At 65.7% G+C, this 18,434-nt stretch carries 14 protein-coding genes; 11 read left to right on the forward strand and 3 right to left on the reverse strand.

All coding sequences use genetic code 11. From position 1 onward, the window contains the following. The first annotated feature begins 94 nt into the window (after positions 1–94). From purD to ACT53T_RS20110, 5 genes are all read left to right on the forward strand, one after another. Positions 95–1,369 (forward strand): phosphoribosylamine--glycine ligase, encoded by a 1,275-nt coding sequence (gene purD, locus ACT53T_RS20090; protein WP_476162576.1) that lies wholly within the window; start codon positions 95–97, stop codon positions 1,367–1,369. 21 nt (positions 1,370–1,390) lie between these two features. Next, positions 1,391–2,200, forward strand: a complete 810-nt coding sequence (locus tag ACT53T_RS20095) for a class I SAM-dependent methyltransferase (protein WP_476162577.1) — start codon at positions 1,391–1,393, stop codon at positions 2,198–2,200. 162 nt (positions 2,201–2,362) lie between these two features. Continuing rightward, on the forward strand, positions 2,363–3,496 hold the full coding sequence (locus tag ACT53T_RS20100; protein ID WP_476162578.1) for a M91 family zinc metallopeptidase: 1,134 nt from the start codon (positions 2,363–2,365) through the stop codon (positions 3,494–3,496). A 115-nt stretch (positions 3,497–3,611) separates the two neighbouring features. Then, entirely contained in the window at positions 3,612–3,959 is a 348-nt protein-coding gene (locus tag ACT53T_RS20105; RefSeq protein WP_157235134.1) for a hypothetical protein, read from the forward strand. A 74-nt stretch (positions 3,960–4,033) separates the two neighbouring features. Further along, the gene (locus tag ACT53T_RS20110; protein WP_476162579.1) at positions 4,034–6,328 is read left to right on the forward strand and encodes a TonB-dependent receptor family protein; all 2,295 of its coding nucleotides are present in this window, start codon (positions 4,034–4,036) and stop codon (positions 6,326–6,328) included. Positions 6,329–6,406: 78 nt separating this feature from the next. On the opposite strand, the gene ACT53T_RS20115 is transcribed toward ACT53T_RS20110, so the two are convergent. Beyond that, positions 6,407–7,195, reverse strand: coding sequence for an NAD(P)H-dependent oxidoreductase (locus ACT53T_RS20115; RefSeq protein WP_476162580.1), 789 nt, complete (start codon positions 7,193–7,195; stop codon positions 6,407–6,409). Between the two features lie 112 nt (positions 7,196–7,307). Here ACT53T_RS20115 and ACT53T_RS20120 point away from each other — a divergent pair, with 112 nt between their 5' ends. From ACT53T_RS20120 to ACT53T_RS20145, 6 genes are all read left to right on the forward strand, one after another. Further along, a complete protein-coding gene (locus ACT53T_RS20120) occupies positions 7,308–8,267 on the forward strand; it encodes a LysR family transcriptional regulator (protein ID WP_476162581.1) in 960 nt (319 codons plus the stop codon). 367 nt (positions 8,268–8,634) lie between these two features. Further along, complete coding sequence (locus ACT53T_RS20125; protein ID WP_476162582.1) at positions 8,635–9,627, forward strand: TonB family protein; 993 nt, start codon at positions 8,635–8,637, stop codon at positions 9,625–9,627. A 16-nt stretch (positions 9,628–9,643) separates the two neighbouring features. After that, positions 9,644–10,339, forward strand: a complete 696-nt coding sequence (locus ACT53T_RS20130; protein WP_476162826.1) for an ABC transporter ATP-binding protein — start codon at positions 9,644–9,646, stop codon at positions 10,337–10,339. Further along, positions 10,336–12,816: an ABC transporter permease gene (locus tag ACT53T_RS20135; RefSeq protein WP_476162583.1), complete on the forward strand. Its 2,481-nt coding sequence runs from the start codon at positions 10,336–10,338 to the stop codon at positions 12,814–12,816. The genes ACT53T_RS20130 and ACT53T_RS20135 overlap by 4 nt, the downstream gene beginning before the upstream one ends. Beyond that, positions 12,806–13,864, forward strand: coding sequence for a lipocalin-like domain-containing protein (locus ACT53T_RS20140; RefSeq protein WP_476162584.1), 1,059 nt, complete (start codon positions 12,806–12,808; stop codon positions 13,862–13,864). The genes ACT53T_RS20135 and ACT53T_RS20140 overlap by 11 nt, the downstream gene beginning before the upstream one ends. A 132-nt stretch (positions 13,865–13,996) precedes the next feature. Next, a complete protein-coding gene (locus ACT53T_RS20145; protein ID WP_476162585.1) occupies positions 13,997–14,989 on the forward strand; it encodes a hypothetical protein in 993 nt (330 codons plus the stop codon). 4 nt (positions 14,990–14,993) lie between these two features. On the opposite strand, the gene ACT53T_RS20150 is transcribed toward ACT53T_RS20145, so the two are convergent. Together ACT53T_RS20150 and ACT53T_RS20155 are read right to left on the reverse strand one after the other, a co-directional pair. Further along, positions 14,994–16,112, reverse strand: coding sequence for a Rieske 2Fe-2S domain-containing protein (locus tag ACT53T_RS20150; RefSeq protein ID WP_476162586.1), 1,119 nt, complete (start codon positions 16,110–16,112; stop codon positions 14,994–14,996). A 101-nt stretch (positions 16,113–16,213) separates the two neighbouring features. Next, complete coding sequence (locus tag ACT53T_RS20155) at positions 16,214–18,304, reverse strand: transglycosylase domain-containing protein (protein ID WP_476162827.1); 2,091 nt, start codon at positions 18,302–18,304, stop codon at positions 16,214–16,216. Between the last annotated feature and the right edge of the window lie 130 nt (positions 18,305–18,434).

Raw genomic sequence — 18,434 nt, forward strand, 5'->3', positions numbered from 1 at the left:
TCGCAGAGCGCGGGCGGCGCGATGCGCCGCCCTCTTCCGTCCGGCGACGCGAGGCCCTATTGAAGGGCCGACCTCAATTGTCCCGGATCACAGGATGAATGTTCTCCTCATCGGCTCCGGCGGCCGCGAGCATGCGATCGCCCGGGCGCTCTCGAAAAGCGCGCTTCTCACTCGACTCTACGCCGCGCCGGGCAATCCCGGCGTCGCAGAGATAGCGGAGCTCGCGCCTCTCGATGTTTCGGATCACGCGGCCGTCGCGGCTTTCTGCGCAGAGCGGCGCATAGAGCTCGTCGTCGTCGGGCCGGAGCAGCCGCTCGTCGAAGGGCTCGCCGATTTCTTGCGCGCAAAGGGAGTCGCGGTCTTCGGACCGTCCAAGGCTGCGGCGCAGCTCGAGGGCTCCAAGGGATTCGTCAAGGATCTCTGCCGCGCCAACGCCATTCCGACCGCCGATTATCAGCGCTTCGACGATGAGGCGAAAGCGCTCGCCTATTTGCGCGCGAAGGGCGCGCCGATCGTGGTGAAGGCGGACGGTCTCGCGGCCGGCAAGGGCGTCGTCGTCGCCGAGACTCTCGAGGAGGCGGAGGCGGCGGTCGCGGCCATGTTCGCCGGCGCCTTCGGCAAATCCGGCGCGGAAGTCGTCATAGAGGAGAAGCTCGAGGGCGAGGAAGCCTCCTTCTTCGTGATCTGCGACGGAGAGCGCGCGCTGCCTTTCACATCGGCGCAGGATCACAAGCGCGTCGGCGACGGCGACACGGGGCCGAACACGGGCGGAATGGGCGCTTATTCTCCGGCGCCCGCCTTCACGCCGCAGATAGAGGCGCGCGTGATGCGCGAGATCGTCGCGCCGACTCTGCGCGCCATGCGCGAGATGGGCGCGCCGTTTCAGGGCGTGCTCTTCGTCGGGCTGATGCTGACGAAGGATGGGCCGAAGCTCATCGAGTTCAATGTGCGCTTCGGCGATCCCGAGACGCAGGCGATGCTGCCGCGCCTCGAGGATGATCTGCTGGCGCTGATGCGCGCCGCCGCCACGGGCGCGCTGCCGGAGAAGCCGCTGCGCTTCTCGCCGCAGACCGCGCTCACCGTGGTGCTGGCGGCGAAAGGCTATCCGGGAACGCCATTGACGGGCGCGGCGATCAACGGACTCGCGCGCGCCAGCGAGATCGACGGCGTCTTCGTCACCCATGCGGGCACGCGGCGCGAGGGCGACGCGCTCGTCGCCGCCGGCGGACGCGTGCTCAATGTCACCGCGCTCGGCGACACGGCGCAGGCGGCGCAGACGCTCGCCTATCGCGGCGTCGACGCGATCGACTGGGCCGAGGGCTTTTGCCGCCGCGACATAGGCTGGCGCGCGATCACGCGCGAAACATGAAACGCGAGAGGAGGAGGCCGCATGGACAAGATCGCGCCCAATCTCACCGGCGTGCCGGAAACCATGTTGTGGACGCTGCACAATCGCGCCGGCGAGGCGTTGCGGCCGGACGGATTGCTGCATGATCCGCGGCTCGTCGAAATCTATCACGCGCTCGACTATGATTATGAGGCGAGCTTCGGCAAGGCGCAGCCCTCGCACGCCAATCGCGCCGTCGTCTTCGACACTGCGCTGCGCGCCTTTTTGGCGGCGCATCCAGACGGCGTGATCGTCAATCTCGGCGAAGGCCTGGAGACCCATAGATTCCGCGTGGCCGACACGGGCGAGGCGCTGTGGATCACCGTCGATCTGCCGGAGTCGATCGCCATACGCGAGCGCTTCATAGAGCCCGACGAGCGCCATCGCCATGTCGCGCTGAGCGCGCTCGACCGCCGCTGGTTCGAGGAGGTTCCGCGAGAGCGACCCGTCTTCGTCACGGCGCAAGGGCTGTTCATGTATCTTCCGCCGGAGGAAACAGCGTCGCTGCTGCGCGACATGGCGCAGCGCTTTCCGAAGGCGAGCCTCTTGTTCGACCATGTGCCGCGCTGGCTCTCGAAAGAGACGCTGAAGGGCCGCAAGCTGACGCCGAATTTCACCATCCCGCCCATGCCCTGGGGGATCGACCGCAGCGAGATCGCGCCCACATTGCGAAGCTGGGCGGCGATCGAGACGGTGGAGCATTTCGACTACAGATTGTATCGCGGATGGCGCGCGCTGCTGTTCGGCGGACTCATGCGCCTCGCGTTTTTCCGCGAGCGCATGCCCGCGATCACGCGCGTGACCTTCGCCTGACGCGCGACCGAGCATCGGCCTTATTGTCGCCACGGTGAAGCTGAAAGGCTTCGATGCGTTACGCCCTTCGACAAGATTGACGAAATTTGTCCGAACGCCATTTCGACGATCGAAAAGCTCCTTACGGCGCATGTCGATCGGAATTTCGTAAGGAGCCGATTCATGAGCGACGACAGCTGGGATCATGACGAAGCAGCCGATTTCGTGAAGAAAAGCGCGCAGCCGGGCATGGCGCGGGAGCTGCTGCGCGCCGCCTCGGCGCCGCTCGACAAGAATTATCCCAATATTTTTATCGCCTATTACTCTTTGCCCGATTGGCTCGCCACCTACAGCCAGCCCGGCCCGTCACGGTTCCTCGCCTCGTCGCAACCGCATTTCAAACGCACGGCCGTCCGCCGACGTCCATTCCCGCAAGTCGTTCACGAATACCGATTTGCCGCGCATAAATATCAGCAGGATGTCGTCGACGCATTCGCGCCGATCCGGGGCGCCAAGACCGGGCAGGCGCTGCTCGGGGAGATCGCCGCCAATAAGCGTCGCTCCGTTTCGATCATGCCGCATGATCATTGGGCGCATGTGTTGCTGCCCGGCCCGCTCAACGCCACGCCGCGGCCGATTTTTCCCAAGACGGACCTCGGATATGTGACCGACGGCTTGCGCGGCAATAATGCGGATTCCTATGCGAAAGGCGCGCCGATCCGTGACGACGACAACGCGCCCGCCGGCGGCGTCGGCACGGGGAGAGGCTCCGATGTCGTGCTCTACTATTCGCCCGCGGATTGGCTGGCGAAAAACGCCTCTTCCACTGGAGCGCTGCCAGACGAAGTGCTGTTTCACGAGCTTATCCATGTGACGCGGGAGCTGCGCGGCCTGCAGACGCGGCTCCCCGTGGACGGAGGCGGCGGTTATGGAAACGAGGAAGAATATCTCGCCACGATGCTGACCAATCTCTATCTGTCGGAAAAGGGCGTGGCTCTACGCGGAGCCTATGACGGCCCTGGCGGCCGCCCGGGCAAAGTCGAGGTGAATGGCGAGACCATGTTCTATGTGATCGCCGCTCCGCCGAAGAACTGGGATGTCATGACGAACCCGGACGCGTTCTACGACAATCCCGGCAAGACGAGCATGTCTCCCGAGGCTCTCATCACGCGCTTCATGAACGGCCAGACCGGCTTTTATCGCGATTTGGCGATGCTTCCCGAAAGCCGGCCCAAGTTCAATCCGATCCGGCAATATGAGTTTCGTCATCGGCCGAGATCGGGCGCGCGTCGTTCCTATTTCATCGACGGCGTCTGAATTTCTATCCGAGACTGAGACTTGACAGTTCGGGGCGGCTGCCGATTATGCAGCCATGACGAAGCGACGGCAGAGATTCAGCGCGAGAGGGCTCCCGACATTCGGGCGCATCGTCGTGATTTTGTCCCTGCTTCTCGGACTTGCGATCAGCGTCGCGCCCGGCTTCGCCGCGCGCGCGGCCTATGTCGACGAGGCTTCGCTCGTCGCCGCGGAGCCGGAAATCTGCGCGCTCTCGCATCACGCATCCGACTCCGACCATAGGCGCGAAGGCTCGGGCTGCTGCTGCCTGCAGGCGACGACACGACGCGATGTGACATTCTTCGTCGCGATCCTGTGCGGCGTCGCCAAATTCGCCGCTCCCGACACGCCGTCATTCGCGGCGCGCGCCGACGCCACGCGTCGCGCCGGCGTCGCTCTGCCGACCACGCCCTGGCTTTCGCGGGCGCCGCCCTCCTTCTCCTGATCGGTCCGCTGCGGCTTCGCCGCCACACCCTTTAGACCCGCGCGCGCTCACGCCGCGCCAGGAGATAATTCGTCATGACCAGAAGCATTCTCTCGCGCGGCGTTTCCGCCGGCGCGCTCATCGTCGCGTCTCTTTCCTCCGCCATGGCGCAGGAGGCGCTTCCCTCCATCGACGTCGCCGGCGAGGGCGTCCCGCGCGATGCGGGACAAACCATCGCCGCGCCGGGATTTTCTCCCGAGAAAAAGGCGCTGCCCATCTATCGCGATCCGACAGGACAGACCTTCACCACCGTCAAGCGCGAGGATTTCAAGACCTCGCCGCTCGTCACCATCGGCGATCTCGTCGAATACAGCCCCGGCGTCTCCTTCAAGCAGGGCAATGGCCCGCGCGACATGACGCTTTCCATCCGCGGCTCCGGCGCGCGCATCGGCGGCGCCTTGCGCAATATCGTGCTGCTCGAGGACGGCTTCACCATGACGCAGCCGGACGGATTCTCGCGCACCGACACCACCGATCCGCACGCCTATGCGGCCGTCGACGTCTATCGCGGCCCCTCCTCCGCTCTGTTCGGCAATTGGGCCAATGGCGGCGCCATCAACTTCCGCACGCGCACCGGCGCGGAGATCGACGGCGTGGAGACGGGCCATGAGGCCGGCAGCTTCGGCTATCTCACCAATTACACCGCCATCGGCAAGAAATACGGCGATTTCGACATCGCCCTCTTCGCCAGCGACGCGCGCGGCGAAGGCTCCACCACCCATACGGATTTCAACACGCAGACGGTGAATCTGAAGGCGAGCTACGAGGCGACGCCGACCGATCGCTTCACCTTCAAATGGGTCCATAATCAGCTCTACGGCAATGTGCCGGCGCGCATGTCGCTCAATCAGTTCTACTTCAATCCCTATCAGCGCGGCTGCTACGGACTGCCGACGCCCTCCACCGCGATCAGCCGCAGCCTCTGCGGACAGACGGCCGTCTTCCTCAACGGAACCAATGGCGCGACGGCGCAGGTCTCCGCGCTGCAATCGGGCTGGCATCGCAACGACCGGCGCGACATGCTGGGCCTGCGCTGGGAGCACGACATAGACGCGCAGACCGTTCTGCGCACGCAATTCATCTATGACGACAAGGATTTCTACCAACCGATCGACACGCCGGTCACTTATGGCGACGCGCCCTCGATCAACATATCGTCCGACCTCACCCATCACGGCGCGCTGCAGGGCCAGCAGCTGACCAGCAATTTCGGCGTCTGGTACAATCACGCGCGCTTCACCACCTATTCGCAAAATCTGCTCGGCTGGGGCAATGGCGATCTCGGACCGCTGCTCACCAATAAGCAGGAGATCATGCATTCCAATCTCGGCGCGCGCTTCCGCGAGGAGCTGGAGCTGGCGCCGGATGTGACCGGCGTCATCGCTCTCGCGAGCGAGATGAGCAAGGTCGCCGCGCTGTCCTCCTCCGTCTCCTATCCCTCCGGCGCGCTGACCGCCGTGCCGGCCAATCGCACCTATTGGAATTTCGCGCCGGAAGCCTCGGTGACATGGCGGCCCGATCGCGAGTGGAAATTCTACGCCCGCGCCTCGAGCGGCTATGGAACGCCGCAATATGGCTTCCTCTTCGTCAATCAGCAGGGGCTCGACGGCAATAACACCGGCCTCAAATCGCAGCGCAACTCGGGCTTCGACGCCGGCTTCGACTGGACGCCGACGGAGACGTTGAAAGTCACGCTCAACGGCTTCTACGAATGGTATCAGAACGAGATGCTGACGCAGTCGCCCGGCAACGGCCTCAAGAACTACACTTATAATGCGCCGGGCTCGGTCCATCGCGGCGCGGAATTCCTGCTCGACTGGCGGCCTTTCGACGGTTGGCGGCTGCTCGCCAATTACGCCTACAATAATCAGATCTTCACGAGCTTCATCGAGCAGCGCGGGCCGAGCTCTTACTTCGACCGCGCCGGCTATAAGATTCCCGGCGTCGCTCCGCATGAGCTGACGACGCGCATCGGCTACGACATTCCGCAAGGCGACTTCAAAGGCGTCGGCGCCTATTTGGAATATGTGCTGAAGAGCTCCTATTTCATCGACAATGGCAATCAGCTCACCATTCCGGGCTATGGCCTCGTCAATCTCAACTTGCATTATGATCGCGACGTCTCGATCGGCTTTCTGAAGAACATCTCCGCCTTCGTCGAGGTGCGCAATGTGTTCGACCGGACCTATGTCGCCTCGGCGACGGTGATCTCCAACTCGCTCACCTCGGGCTTTCAAAATCCCGGCTTCGTGCTCGCGCAGAATGGGACCAGCTCGATCTATGCGGGCCAGCCGCGCGCGATACAGGGCGGGGTGCGGTTCAAATTCTAAAAACTGTCAAATCGGTGGCGTGAGCGCTAGATCAGGCGCGCGCCGCCGCTCCGCGCGCGCATCATTCACACGCCCCGCTTATCCCCAATTCTCCTCATCGACATGCGCCGACAATCCGAAGAGGCTCGGCGCAACATCGTCTCTCAACCTGCGCCGATCGAGATAATCGCCGCCATTCTGCGATCGGAACGGAATGGGCGCATCCTCGAAGAGGCCTTCGACTCGACGCCGCCAAGCTTGTTTCGTCATTTCAGCCTCCGCAGCGGTCGCGATATGGGCCGCGCCATAGACGACATGAGTCGGGAGCACGTCCATTCCCGGATAGAACAATGCGCCATGCGTCAGCGGAAACAGAATATGCTCTATCGGGCCATTGACGCCGCGCAATCCGTAATCCGCCGCGGCTCCCCCGGCGCAAACCGAGACGAGCGCTCTCTTGCCTTTCAGCGCGCCGTCGCCGTATCGGTATCGGTTGCTTCCGTCCTTATAGCCATAGCCGAATCCAAACGCGTAGACGCGCTCGATCCAGCCTTTCAAAATCGCCGGCGCGCCGAACCACCAGAGCGGAAATTGTAGAATGACGGCGTCGGCGCGCTCGAGCTTTTCCTGCTCGGCGACGACATCGGCCGGCTGTCGCCCGGTCGAATAGGCGTGACCCGACTCCGCAATGAACGACAGCCGATCCGGGTCGGCGCGGCTCGGAAAATCATCGGCGTCGAGCACGGCTTTCCAGCGCATGCCATAGAGGTCCGACAGCATGACCTCACAACCTCGCGCGCTCAGCGTCTCGACAGTGACGTCGACGAGCTGACGCGTCAGCGAGGTCGGTTCGGGATGGGCAAAAACGACGAGCGCCTTCTTGGTCATAGATTTTTCTCCACACGGCGGCGAAATTTGTCGCCGCCGCCGTTCGGAGCCTGTTTTGAGCGATGGGAAACCATATGTGAAATCGATTATTTTCTGAGCTATGATCCATAGGATGGATATCAGCCGCATCGACCTCAATCTGCTGGCGACGCTCGAAGTCCTGATTTCCGAGCGCAATGTGACCAAAGCGGCGGCGCGGCTCCATCTCAGCCAGCCCGCCGTCAGCGCCCAATTGAACCGTCTGCGAGACCTGTTCGGCGACCCGCTGCTCATTCCCGCGCGTCGCGGAATGATCCCCACGGCCAAGGCTCTGGCGCTGATGGAGCCATTGCGCCAGTCGCTGGACCAATTGCGCGACACGCTGCAAAGCCATGACGATTTCTCGCCTGCGCGCGCCGAGCTGATCATCGCCATCGCCTGTACCGATTATGTTCAGGCCGTAGTCGTCATGCCGCTCGTCCTCGCCTTACGGGAAAAGGCGCCTGGCGTGAGAGTCGCCGTTCGCAATTTGAATCCGGCGCTGTTGGATCAGCAGCTGGCGGCCGGCGACGTCGATTTGGCCATAGCGACGCCGAAGCCCGGCCAGCCGCATCTGAGAACCCGCCGCCTTTTCGACGAAACCTATGTGCTCATCGGCCGACGCGATCATCCGGGTCTCGAAGCCGACTTGACTGTCGAGCAATTCGTCGCATTGGAGCACGTAATCGTCTCGCCGTCGGGAGGCGGCTTCGCTTCGCCGATCGACGACGCTCTCGCCGCGCTCGGACATAGGCGCAAAATCGTCATGTCGGCGGCGTCCTTCCTCTTCGTCCCGGAAATCGTGTCGATGAGCGACCTCGTGGCGCTCGCGCCGCGAAGACTCTTGCGCGGCCGACAAGACCGGCTGTCCTGCATCGAGCCTGCATGGCTCACGGAGCAATTCGCCGTCGACCTGATCTGGCACGAGCGCAACAATAGTCACGCGGGTCAGCGTTGGATTCGCGAATTGATCGTCGAGCTGACCGCCCCGACAGAAAAAAAGGAGCACCCGGCTCCGGCCCGGCTCTCTCGACCCCGCCGCAGGACCCCGTAACGGGCCGCGAGGACCGGCGTCGACTGGTAGGTCCGCCGCCGTTTCGCCAAACGAACGTCGGAAATACTCCCGAGATGACGGGCGCCCCGGCGCCGGCTATCGTTGTTGCAGCGCAACGAATCGCGCGCGCCAGCTCGATCGGGGGTTGAACCTGCGGCCGGTTTCGTGTGATTGCTCTCTCGTCTCTTCTGGATCGTCGGCTCGATGACGCGCAGCTTTTTCATCGTCGCGCCCGGCGTCGCCGGAGATTCTCGCGGAACGGAGGCGGGCGGCGCGTCCTTCCTCGCCGAATCGAGCTTTTCTGGCTCGAACGCGAAGCTCTCGCCGTCGTTTTTCCGCAATGCGGCGTTCGAATGTCGCTTCTGACATGAGCTTGAGAGCGGACCCGGCCGAACGTCTGACAACGCCGCCCGCGAGCGAGGCGCCTGCGAGGCGCCGGCTCGCGCCCATCATCCTGTCCGCTCTCGTCCATATTCTCGTCCTGGCGGCTTTTCTGCTCGAGCAATTGCTGCTGTCGAGCGAGAGCCCGACGACCGAGCAGGAAATTCCGCTGGAGGTGGTCGCCGAGGCGCCGCAGCCGCCGCCGCAGGAGCCTCCGCCGCCGGAGCCCGAGAAGGAGGAGCCGAAGCCGGAGGAGAAGCAGAAGCAAAAGCCGCCGCCGCCGCAAAAGCTCGTCGACGACGAGAAGCCGGCCTTCGACGCGCCGCGCGCGCCGAATCAGGAGAAGGCCGATCGCGACGCGCCGGATCAGGAGACCAAATCCGCCCGCCGCGAGCCGCCGAACGAGCAGCACGCCGCCAAGCCCACGCAGGAAAAATCCGCCGATCCGCAAAAGCAGCAGGCGGCCAAGGCCGAGCCCGCGCCGGCCGCCCCCAAGGCGGAGGAGGACAAGGCCGACGCCGAGATCGTCGAGCAGGCCGAGCCGCAGAAGGAAGCGCGCATCGACGACAAGCAGGGCGAGGTCGAGATCAAGGCCTCGCCGGAGCCCAAGCCCAAATCCATCGCCGATCAGCTCGCTTCGCTGGAGCCGCTGCCGGACTTCAAGCTCTCCGGCTCCTCCAAGCCGGCGCCGGTCAGCGGCGGCACGGCGAAGACCACCTATCTCTCCGTGCTCTTCGGCCTCATCATGCGGCATATGAATGTGCCGCCGTCGCTGCGCAACAAGACGACGCCCAATCACGGCGTCGTCGTGTTCTTCATCGACGAGGGCGGGCATCTCACCCATCAGGCGGTCTATCGCTCGAGCGGCTTCGCCGAGCTCGACAACGCCGCGCTCGCCGCCGTGCGACGCGCCGCGCCTTTCCCAGCGCCGCCCTACGGCCATCCGCGCGGCATTCAATTCCACTTCGATCCGAAATGAGGGCGTTTTGAGCGTGATGTCGGCGCCCGCGCGTGATGCGGCAGTAGAGAGCGCGCTGCTGCGCGTGACGGGGCTTTCCAAATCCTATCTCGGACCGCAGGGACCTCTGCCCGTGCTGCGCGGCGTCGATCTCGCGCTCAGCGCCGGCGAGAGCCTCGCGCTGATGGGCGAGTCGGGCAGCGGCAAGAGCACGCTGCTGCATCTCGTCGCCGGGCTCGACCATGCCGATGGCGGCGCCATTCACGTCGATGACGCCGAAGTGACGAAGCTCGACGACGAAGGCCGCGCGGCGCTGCGCCGCAAGACGCTCGGCGTCGTGTTTCAGCAGTTCAATCTCGTGCCGAGCCTCACCGTCGGCGACAATCTCTCGCTGCAGGCGCGGCTCGCCGGGCGCTACGATCGCGATTGGCGCGACGCGCTCACCGAGCGCCTCGGCCTCGCCGCTCTGCTCGATCGCTATCCCGAGCAATTGTCGGGCGGGCAGCAGCAGCGCGTCGCAGTCGGCCGCGCGCTGGCGCCGCGTCCGCGCCTCTTGCTCGCCGATGAGCCGACCGGCAATCTGGACGAAGCCACGGGCGACGCGGTGCTCGATCTTTTGCTCGAGCTCTCCGCAACGGCGGGTGCGGCGGTGCTGATGGTCACGCATAGCGCGCGGCTCGCGGCGCGACTCGACCGCCGCGCCACGCTCGCAGGCGGAAGGCTGGCGCCGTGAGGCAATTCTTCTATGCGCTCGCCACGCTCGCCAGCCATTGGCGTCGACGCCCCGGCCAATTCGCCGCGCTCTTCGTCGGCCTCGCCGTGGCGACGGCGCTGTGGAGCGGCGTCGCGGCGCTGAACGATCAAGCGCGCCGCAGCTATGATCGCGCGGCCGGCGCGCTCGGCCTCGGCGGCGCGCCGAGCCTCGTTGCGGCGAGCGGCGGATTTTTCGCGCAGGACGCTTTCATCGCTCTGCGGCGCGCCGGCTGGAAGGCGTCTCCCCTTCTCGAGGGGACGATCCGCCTCGGCGACAAATCCATTCGCCTGCTGGGCGTCGAGCCGCTGACGCTGCCGAAAATCTCCAGCGACAAGCTGCCGGCGGGCGAGGATCTGAATGACTTCCTCGGACCGCCCGGCCGCGCGCTGATCGCGCCGCAGACATTGCGCGCGCTCGGCCTCGTCGAAGGCGCGACGCCGACGATCAGTGAAGCCGATCGGCTGCCGCCGCTCGCCATCGCCAAAGATCTCGCGCCGGGGATGATCGTCGTCGATATCGGCGTCGCGCAAAACCTGCTGCATCGGCCGGGGCGGCTGTCGCGCCTGCTGCTCGCCGAGGAGCCCGCAGCGGGCGCGCCGCCGCTCGAATCCATCCTTGACGAGCCTCTTCGCCGCGTGGAGGCGGATGAGGCGCCGGAGCTCGCCAAGCTCACCGAGAGCTTTCATCTCAATCTCACCGCCTTCGGCCTTTTGGCCTATGTGGTGGGCCTGTTCATCGCGCATGCGTCTTTCGGCCTCGCCTTCGAGCAGCGCCTGCCGATCATCCGCACGCTGCGCGCCATCGGCGCCTCCTTGCGCGCGCTCACATTGGCGCTGGTCGCGGAGCTGACGCTGCTCGCCCTGCTCGCCGGCGCTGCGGGAATGGCCGGCGGCTATCTCATCGCCGCCGCGCTGCTGCCCAACATGGCCGCCAGCCTCGAGGGGCTCTATGGCGCCGAGCTCGACGGCGCGCTCGGTCTCGCGCCTTCCTGGTGGCTCTCCGGCGTCGGCATGGCGCTGCTCGGCGCCGCGATCGCCGCAGCGAGCGGGCTCGTCAAGACTCTGCGCCTGCCGGTGCTCGCCATTGCGCAACCTTTCGCCTGGCGCGAGGCGCAGCGACATTGGCTCTACCGCCAATCCGCGCTCGCCATTGTCGCGCTCATGGGCGCGGCGGCGGCGCTGCTCTTGGGCGAGGGAATGGAGGCGGGCTTCGCCTCCATGGCGGGGCTGCTGCTCGGCGCCGCGCTCGCATTGCCGCTGCCGCTCGCCGCAATGCTGCGGCTCGGCGAAAGACGCGCGCAGGGACCGCTCGCAAAATGGTTCTTCGCCGATGCGCTGCAGCAGCTCCCCGGCCTCTCGCTGGCGCTGATGGCGCTGCTGCTCGCGCTCTCCACCAATATAGGCGTCGGCTCCATGGTGGAGGGATTCCGCCGCACATTCGTGCAATGGCTCGACCAGCGCCTCGTCGCGGAAATCTATTTCGAGGCCGCGAGCGACGCGCAAGCGCGCCGTATCGAGACATGGCTCGCCGCCCGTAGGGACGTCGCCGCCGTCCTGCCGCTGTGCAAGGCGAAGACGACCCTTCGCTCCCTCCCCGTCGGAGGCTCTTGGCCCGTCGAGATCGTCGGCGCGCCGCCGCACGAAACCTTCAGCGCGCATTTTCCGCTGCTCGAAGCGCGCGCCGACGCTTGGGGCCACGTCGCGCGCGGCGATTCCGCGCTCGTCAGCGAGCAGCTCGCGCGGCGCCTCGGCCTCGCGCTCGGCTCGACCTTGGAGATACCGACGCCCACCGGCGATTGGCGCGTCGAGATCGTCGGAATCTATCCCGATTACGGCGCCGCCAAAGGCCAGCTCCGCGTCGATCACGACGCGCTCTCGTCGCGCTGGCCGGACGCGCGCCGGCTGGACTATATGCTGCGCGCGCGCTCCGAGACTGCGCCGGAGATCATGCTGACGCTGCAAGCGGAATTTAGCGCCGGCGTCGCGCGCATCATCGATCAGGCGGCGCTGAAGCAGCGCTCGACCGACATATTCGAACGCACATTCGCCGTCACCGCCGCGCTCGACGCGCTGACGCTCGTCGTCTCGGCGATCGCGCTTTTCGCCAGCCTCACCACGCTCGCCGCGGCGCGCGTCCCGCAGCTCGCGCCGCTGTGGGCGGCGGGCGTCTCGCGGCGCAGCCTCGCTCTGCTGGAGCTCGCGCGCGTCACGCTTTTCGCGGCGGCGACGGCGCTCGTCTCCGTGCCGCTCGGCCTCGCTCTCGCTTATGATCTCGTCGCCATCGTCAATGTGCGCGCCTTCGGCTGGCGCCTGCCCTTTCACATTTTTCCATCGCAATGGCTCGAGGTCTTCGCGCTGGCGCTGCTCACCGCCGCGCTGGCCGCGCTCTTGCCCATTCGCCGCCTCGCGCGCATCGCGCCGGCGTCGCTGCTCGCGGTCTTCGCCAATGAACGCTGAAGCGCTGCGCGCGCTTCTCCTCGCGCTGGCGCTCTGCGCGGCTGCGCCGGCGCGCGCCGCCGGCTTCGCAGGCCTCGGCGACGACGCGCAGGGCTTCGCCGAGCCGCAAAAGGGCCACGCGCTCGTCTTTCCACGCGATCATGGCGCGCATCCCGAGTTTCGTATCGAATGGTGGTATCTCACCGCCAATCTGACGGATGAGAACGGCAAAGCCTATGGCGCGCAATGGACCTTGTTCCGTCACGCGCGCGCGCCGCATGACGGCGAAGGCTGGGACAGTCCGCAAGCTTTCGTCGCGCACGCCGCCGTCACCACGGATGCGCTGCATCTCTTCGCCGAAACGCGCGCGCGCGGCGGCGTCGGACAGGCGAGCGTCGAAGCGGCGCCATTCCACGCCTTTATCGACAATTGGTCCTTTTCCGCGCGGGAGCCCAATCTCTCCGGCGGCAAAGTGTCCGCCATCGCGCCGCGCTTTCGCTACACGCTCGCGCTCACTGCAGACCGGCCGCTCGCTCTGCATGGCGAGGCGGGCTTCAGCCGCAAATCGGAGAGCGGCCAGGCTTCATATTATTACAGCCAGCCCTTCTTCACCGTCGAAGGCGCGCTCGCCATAGACGGCGCCGAGCGCAAGGTGAAGGGCCGCGCCTGGATGGATCACGAATGGAGCAGCCGGCCGCTCGCAGCGGATCAGAAAGGCTGGGACTGGTTCTCGCTGCATCTCGACGGCGGCGGCGAGCTGATGCTCTTTCGTCTGCGCAGCGACAAGACGCTTCCCTTCGTCTCGGGAAGCTTCATCACGGCCGATGGCGCGACGCGCGCGCTCACACGTGACGATATTTTCCTCGAGCCGCTGGAGCAGGGCCTCGTCGCCGGCCGCCTGCTGCCGCTGCGCTGGCACCTGCGCGTGGCGAGCCTGCATCTCGACATAGAGACGAAGCCCCTCAATTCGCAGAGCTTCATGGGCGTCGGCGTCGGCTATTTCGAAGGGCCGATCTCATTTTCCGGCGCGCAGAACGGCGTCGGCTATCTCGAGATGACGGGCTACTGACGCTTCGGCCTCGTTTGGCCGCCAAAGCTTGATCCGAATGTCATCGGCTCTATCCATACTGGGACGCTTTCTTCTGACGCAACGCTCGCGCTGGACCCGATCCGGCGGCGCTCCGCCGAGGGGATTTCACACATGTATCTATCGCCGACATTTTTCCTCGATCTCGGCCTGCGCACCATCGCGCGCAATCCTTTCTTCAGCCGCGATCGTCCCGTCCTCGTCGAAGGCGAGAGCGATTTTCGCTTGCTGGAAGGACAGGAAGGCCTCGTCGTCACGCTGGGGCCGAACACCTGCTTCTTCGATCGTCCCAATCGCTCCGTCTGCCGCTGGCCGGGCGTGAGGACAATTCCGCGCCAGAGCCCGCACGAAATTCCGCCGCGCTCCTTTTTCGCCAATGAGGGCAGCGCCTTTCTGCAAATCTTCTGCGGCGGCGGCGACGTGCGGCTCAACCGCGTCACCACCCTCGCCGATCAGCGGCAAATTCTCCTTTCCGCCGGCGACGGCAATGTCGTCGAGAAGATCGATCTCTCGGAACTCGCGCGCGACGGCGCGCCGCCGCTGAAGTTTCTGCAGCCCGCCTATCTCTGCTCCTCGGCCGAGGTGGCGATACGCTCGACGCCCTGCGACGCCGCCACGATGAGCTGGGCGCGCGCGCCCTATGTCTATCGCGCGGAAGAGACGGACGACGCGGAACGGCAGGCGATTCTCTGCCTTTCCGGCCGCACGATGGTGTGGTGCGAGCGCCTCGCGCCCGGCGAGAGCCGTGATTTCGCGCTCGGCAATGTCATCGCCGCGACAGAGAATATCGACTCCAAGCTGCGCCCGACGAGCCTGCGCCATCCCGACGACGCGGAGACGAGCGACGATGGGCCGATCGCCTTCGCGACCAAGCCCGTGCGCACGCGCTTGCGCGAGTTCGCCGAGGCGACGGGCATTTTATTCGAATCGATGCGCGCGCGCGAAGGCTTCCTGGTGTGCGAATTGACCAATCGCTCCGACCGACCGGCCTATGTCTATGTGCAGCTCAACAAGACCGGCTTTTATGGCGGCTCCGGCTTCGTCGGCTTGATGGTGAAGCTCGTCTCCGCCTTCTTGCGAATGTCGCATCTGCCGCTGCGCGCGTGACGCCCTATCCGCGATCGGGCAATGGCAGGCCATTCTCGACGAGCACGCTGCGCAGATCGAGGATCGCCGGAAATATCTCCTGATTGCGATCCTCGCCCTGCGCGTCGAAAGCCGCCTGCTCCAATTCGCAAATCCAGCGATCTTCCGCGAAAATGCCATTGGTGAACCAGACGATCGCGGGCCAGAAGAGATCGAGCAGGAAGGAATGCTTCGCCGGCCGCTTGATCATGATCATGCCGAAAGTGTGATTGATCTTCTGCCCGCGATCGACCGGAATATAGCAGTTCCACAGATCGAGCGCCGGCTCGCGCGCGCCCGCGGTAAAGAATTTCAGCGTCTGATAGGGATAGTCGGTGCGGATCACCATTCGATCGCCCGGCGGCGTCGCCAGCGCCTCGGCCGAAAGCGGCGCGCGCTTCAAGCGCCATTTGCCGCGATTGAGAATGAAATTCTCGCCGAAGGGCTGCCGGCCGCTGACGCGGCGAAAGCTGTAGGTCGCCTCCGCCCAGGCGTCGCCCCTGCGGCTGCCGAGAAAATAGGTCTTGATTCCGCCCATCAGCCGGCGATGCAGAAACTGATGATTCATATCCATCAGATTCTCGTGCATGAAGCTGTAGTGGCAGCCGGCGCGGCGGTTCAGATAGCGGATTTTGTAACGGCTGTCGGTCGCCGAAGGCACATCGGGGAAAGGCGTCAGCTCCGCGCGCGCGGCGTCGCCCGGAAAGACGAAGACGAGCCCATAGGCCTCGCGGCACGGATAGCTGCGCACGCCGGTCGCGGCGCGGCTGCAATCGGCCGCATAGGGCAGCGACACGCAGGCGCCGCTCGCGTCATAGGCCCAGCCATGATAGCCGCAGCGTATCGTCTCCTCCTCGACCACGCCGGCGCTGAGCGGCACTTGCCGATGCGCGCAACGATCCTCCAGCGCGAACACGCCGCGACGCCCGCGCGCCAGCACGATCGGATCGCCGGCGAAAGAGCAGCGATGCGTCTTGCCTTTGCGCACATCCTCGCTGCGCGCGACGGGATACCAGAAATTCGGATCGAGAGCGGTCTTGCGTATATCGCGGGACACAGCCGTCCGGGCATCGGTCGCAATCGTCGCCGCCGTATCGTCCGCCATGCCCGTTTCCACCGACCCGAAATCTCACGCAGCACGCCTCTTAATAAAAAAGCCTCCCGGGGTAAACCTCTCACTTCCTTCGTGAAAAAGCCGGACGCCTGTCATTCGATCGTCACTTCCACGATATGGGACGCGCCGGGGCGCAGCGGCAGGCGCGCTTGAATGCGGTGCGTTCCCGGCTGCATGGGCCAATAGACGGGCTCATCGGCGTCGGCGAGCCGAAACGGCCGGCCGTCCACCATCCAGAGTATCTGCTCCACGGAGCCCGGCGCCGATGCGCGCAATGCGAGACGATTGAGCTCCGGCGGCAGCTCTGGATTGCGCCAGACATGCGTTTTATGCTCGGGCGTCGTGATGGCGAGCTCGACAGCCTCGTCGCGCGACGCCGGCCGCGCGGCGAGCTCCATTGCGCCGCGCGTCGGCGGCGCCTTCTCGGGCCGCACCCATTCGACCAGCGTCTCGCCGCAGCGGCCGTCGCTGCGGCCGCCGGCGAGGCACATTTCCACCGGAACGCGCCCCTGCGGCGGCGGAAAGGATTCCGTCTCTATCTCGCCGGCCTTCGCGCCATGGATGAGCGTCAACGCCGCATGCGCGAGCCGCGCGCTGGATGCGGCGCCGCTCAGCCGATTCATCGCGCCGGCGTCGCCCCGCCCGATCCATACGCCGACAATGGCCTTGCGCGAATAGGCGATGGTCCAGGCGTCGCGATAGGCCTGCGAGGTGCCGGTCTTCACCGCCACGGCGAAAGGATATTCGAGCGGCCCATAGCGCGGAAAGCTTGGCAGGCGCGCGAGCGGATCGGCCAGCATGGAGGTGACGAGCCGCGCCGTGTCGCTCGACATCACGCGAATGGAGCGGCGCCGTCGCTGCTCTTTCGCAAAGACGAGATCGGAGAGCACGCCATCTTCCGCGAGCGCGCCATAGGCGCGCATCAGATGCTCAAGCCTGGTCGGCAATGCGCCGATCGCCATGGAGAGGCCGAAGGATTCGGCCGGGGCCTCGAGATCATGCAGGCCGAGATCGTGCAGAAATTGAAAATTCGCCTCGAGCCCGACGCGGCGCATGAGATTGGTCGCCGGCACATTGCGCGAATTGGCGAGCGCCTGGCGCGGCAGCATCGGCCCGAGAAACGCGCCATCGGCATTGTTGACGCCGGATGCGCCCTCTGGAACGTCGGCGAGGAGATCGGTGGGCTCCAGAGCGCCGCGCTCGAATGCGAGCGCATAGACGAAAGGCTTCAGCGTCGAGCCCGGCGAGCGCAGCGCGCGTGTGAAATCGATGGCGCCGTCGCGCCAGTCGCGATAATCGGAGGAGCCTATATCCGCGAGCACGGCGCCCGCGCCGCGCTCCACCACCATAAGCGCGACCTGCCGCGCGCCGGCGGAGCGCCAGAGCGAGAGATAACGCCGCGCAAGATGCGCGAGCTTGTCCTGCAATGAGAGATCGATGGTCGCGCCGATGCGCGGATCATACGGCGAGGCGGGCGCTATGAGGCCTTCTCGCGCCAGCGCCTCATAGCGCAGCGAGAGATGCAGCGCATCCGGCCGCCGCGCCGCGCCGACAGGACGCAAGCTCGCGAGCTGCTGTGTCGCGAGCGCGATCTGCGCGGGCTCGACGAGCGCCTCGCGCGACAGAAAAGCCAGCGCGCGAGCGGCGCGCGCCCGCGCGAGCACGAGCCCGCTCTCGCGAAAGAGATTCATGCGGCCGGGCGATTGCGGAACAGCGGCCAGCAGAGCGATCTCCGCGAGCGAGAGATCCTCGACCGGCTTGTCGAAGTAAAAGCGCGCGGCATGGGCGATTCCATGGCTGCCATTGCCATAGGGCGCGAGCCGCAGATAATGCGCGAGCACCGCCTGATGGCCATGGCGCGAGGCGAGCGCGATCCCCGTCGCCGCCTCCGTGATCTTGGCCGCAAAGCTGCGCGGCGCGGGATTTTGCATGCGCGCGACCTGCATGGCGATGGTGGAGGCTCCCTCGCGACGCTTGCCTCCGACGAGATTGCGCCACGCCGCGCGCAGCAGAGCCCGCGCATCGACGCCCATATGCGAGGCGAAGCGCCGATCCTCGAGCGCGAGCGTCGCGAGCGCGACACGCGGCGGAATTTCACGCAGCGGCCAATAGCCATAGTCGATCCGCGCCGCGTCGCGCGCGCCGATCTGCGTGAGAAAAGCGCCGTTGCGATCATAGACCATCGGCGTCGGCCGCGGCGCGACGAGCTGCGCGCGGGAAAGGGCGGCATGGGCGAGGAGGGCGGTCGGAAGAAGCGCGATGATAAAGAATAGCAACCAGAGCGCGGGCCTCCTCCTTCTCCCACTCGTGGGA

Source organism: Methylosinus sp. DMC45, assembly GCF_056313885.1.

What these genes read in the sequence shown, in the direction of transcription:
- purD (WP_476162576.1), top strand. Translation starts at nt 95, where the DNA reads ATGAATGTTCTCCTCATCGGCTCCGGCGGCCGCGAGCATGCGATCGCC.
- ACT53T_RS20095 (WP_476162577.1), top strand. Translation starts at nt 1,391, where the DNA reads ATGGACAAGATCGCGCCCAATCTCACCGGCGTGCCGGAAACCATGTTG.
- ACT53T_RS20100 (WP_476162578.1), top strand. Translation starts at nt 2,363, where the DNA reads ATGAGCGACGACAGCTGGGATCATGACGAAGCAGCCGATTTCGTGAAG.
- ACT53T_RS20110 (WP_476162579.1), top strand. Translation starts at nt 4,034, where the DNA reads ATGACCAGAAGCATTCTCTCGCGCGGCGTTTCCGCCGGCGCGCTCATC.
- ACT53T_RS20115 (WP_476162580.1), bottom strand. Translation starts at nt 7,195, where the DNA reads ATGACCAAGAAGGCGCTCGTCGTTTTTGCCCATCCCGAACCGACCTCG.
- ACT53T_RS20120 (WP_476162581.1), top strand. Translation starts at nt 7,308, where the DNA reads ATGGATATCAGCCGCATCGACCTCAATCTGCTGGCGACGCTCGAAGTC.
- ACT53T_RS20125 (WP_476162582.1), top strand. Translation starts at nt 8,635, where the DNA reads ATGAGCTTGAGAGCGGACCCGGCCGAACGTCTGACAACGCCGCCCGCG.
- ACT53T_RS20130 (WP_476162826.1), top strand. Translation starts at nt 9,644, where the DNA reads ATGTCGGCGCCCGCGCGTGATGCGGCAGTAGAGAGCGCGCTGCTGCGC.
- ACT53T_RS20140 (WP_476162584.1), top strand. Translation starts at nt 12,806, where the DNA reads ATGAACGCTGAAGCGCTGCGCGCGCTTCTCCTCGCGCTGGCGCTCTGC.
- ACT53T_RS20145 (WP_476162585.1), top strand. Translation starts at nt 13,997, where the DNA reads ATGTATCTATCGCCGACATTTTTCCTCGATCTCGGCCTGCGCACCATC.
- ACT53T_RS20150 (WP_476162586.1), bottom strand. Translation starts at nt 16,112, where the DNA reads ATGGCGGACGATACGGCGGCGACGATTGCGACCGATGCCCGGACGGCT.
- ACT53T_RS20155 (WP_476162827.1), bottom strand. Translation starts at nt 18,304, where the DNA reads ATGGTCTATGATCGCAACGGCGCTTTTCTCACGCAGATCGGCGCGCGC.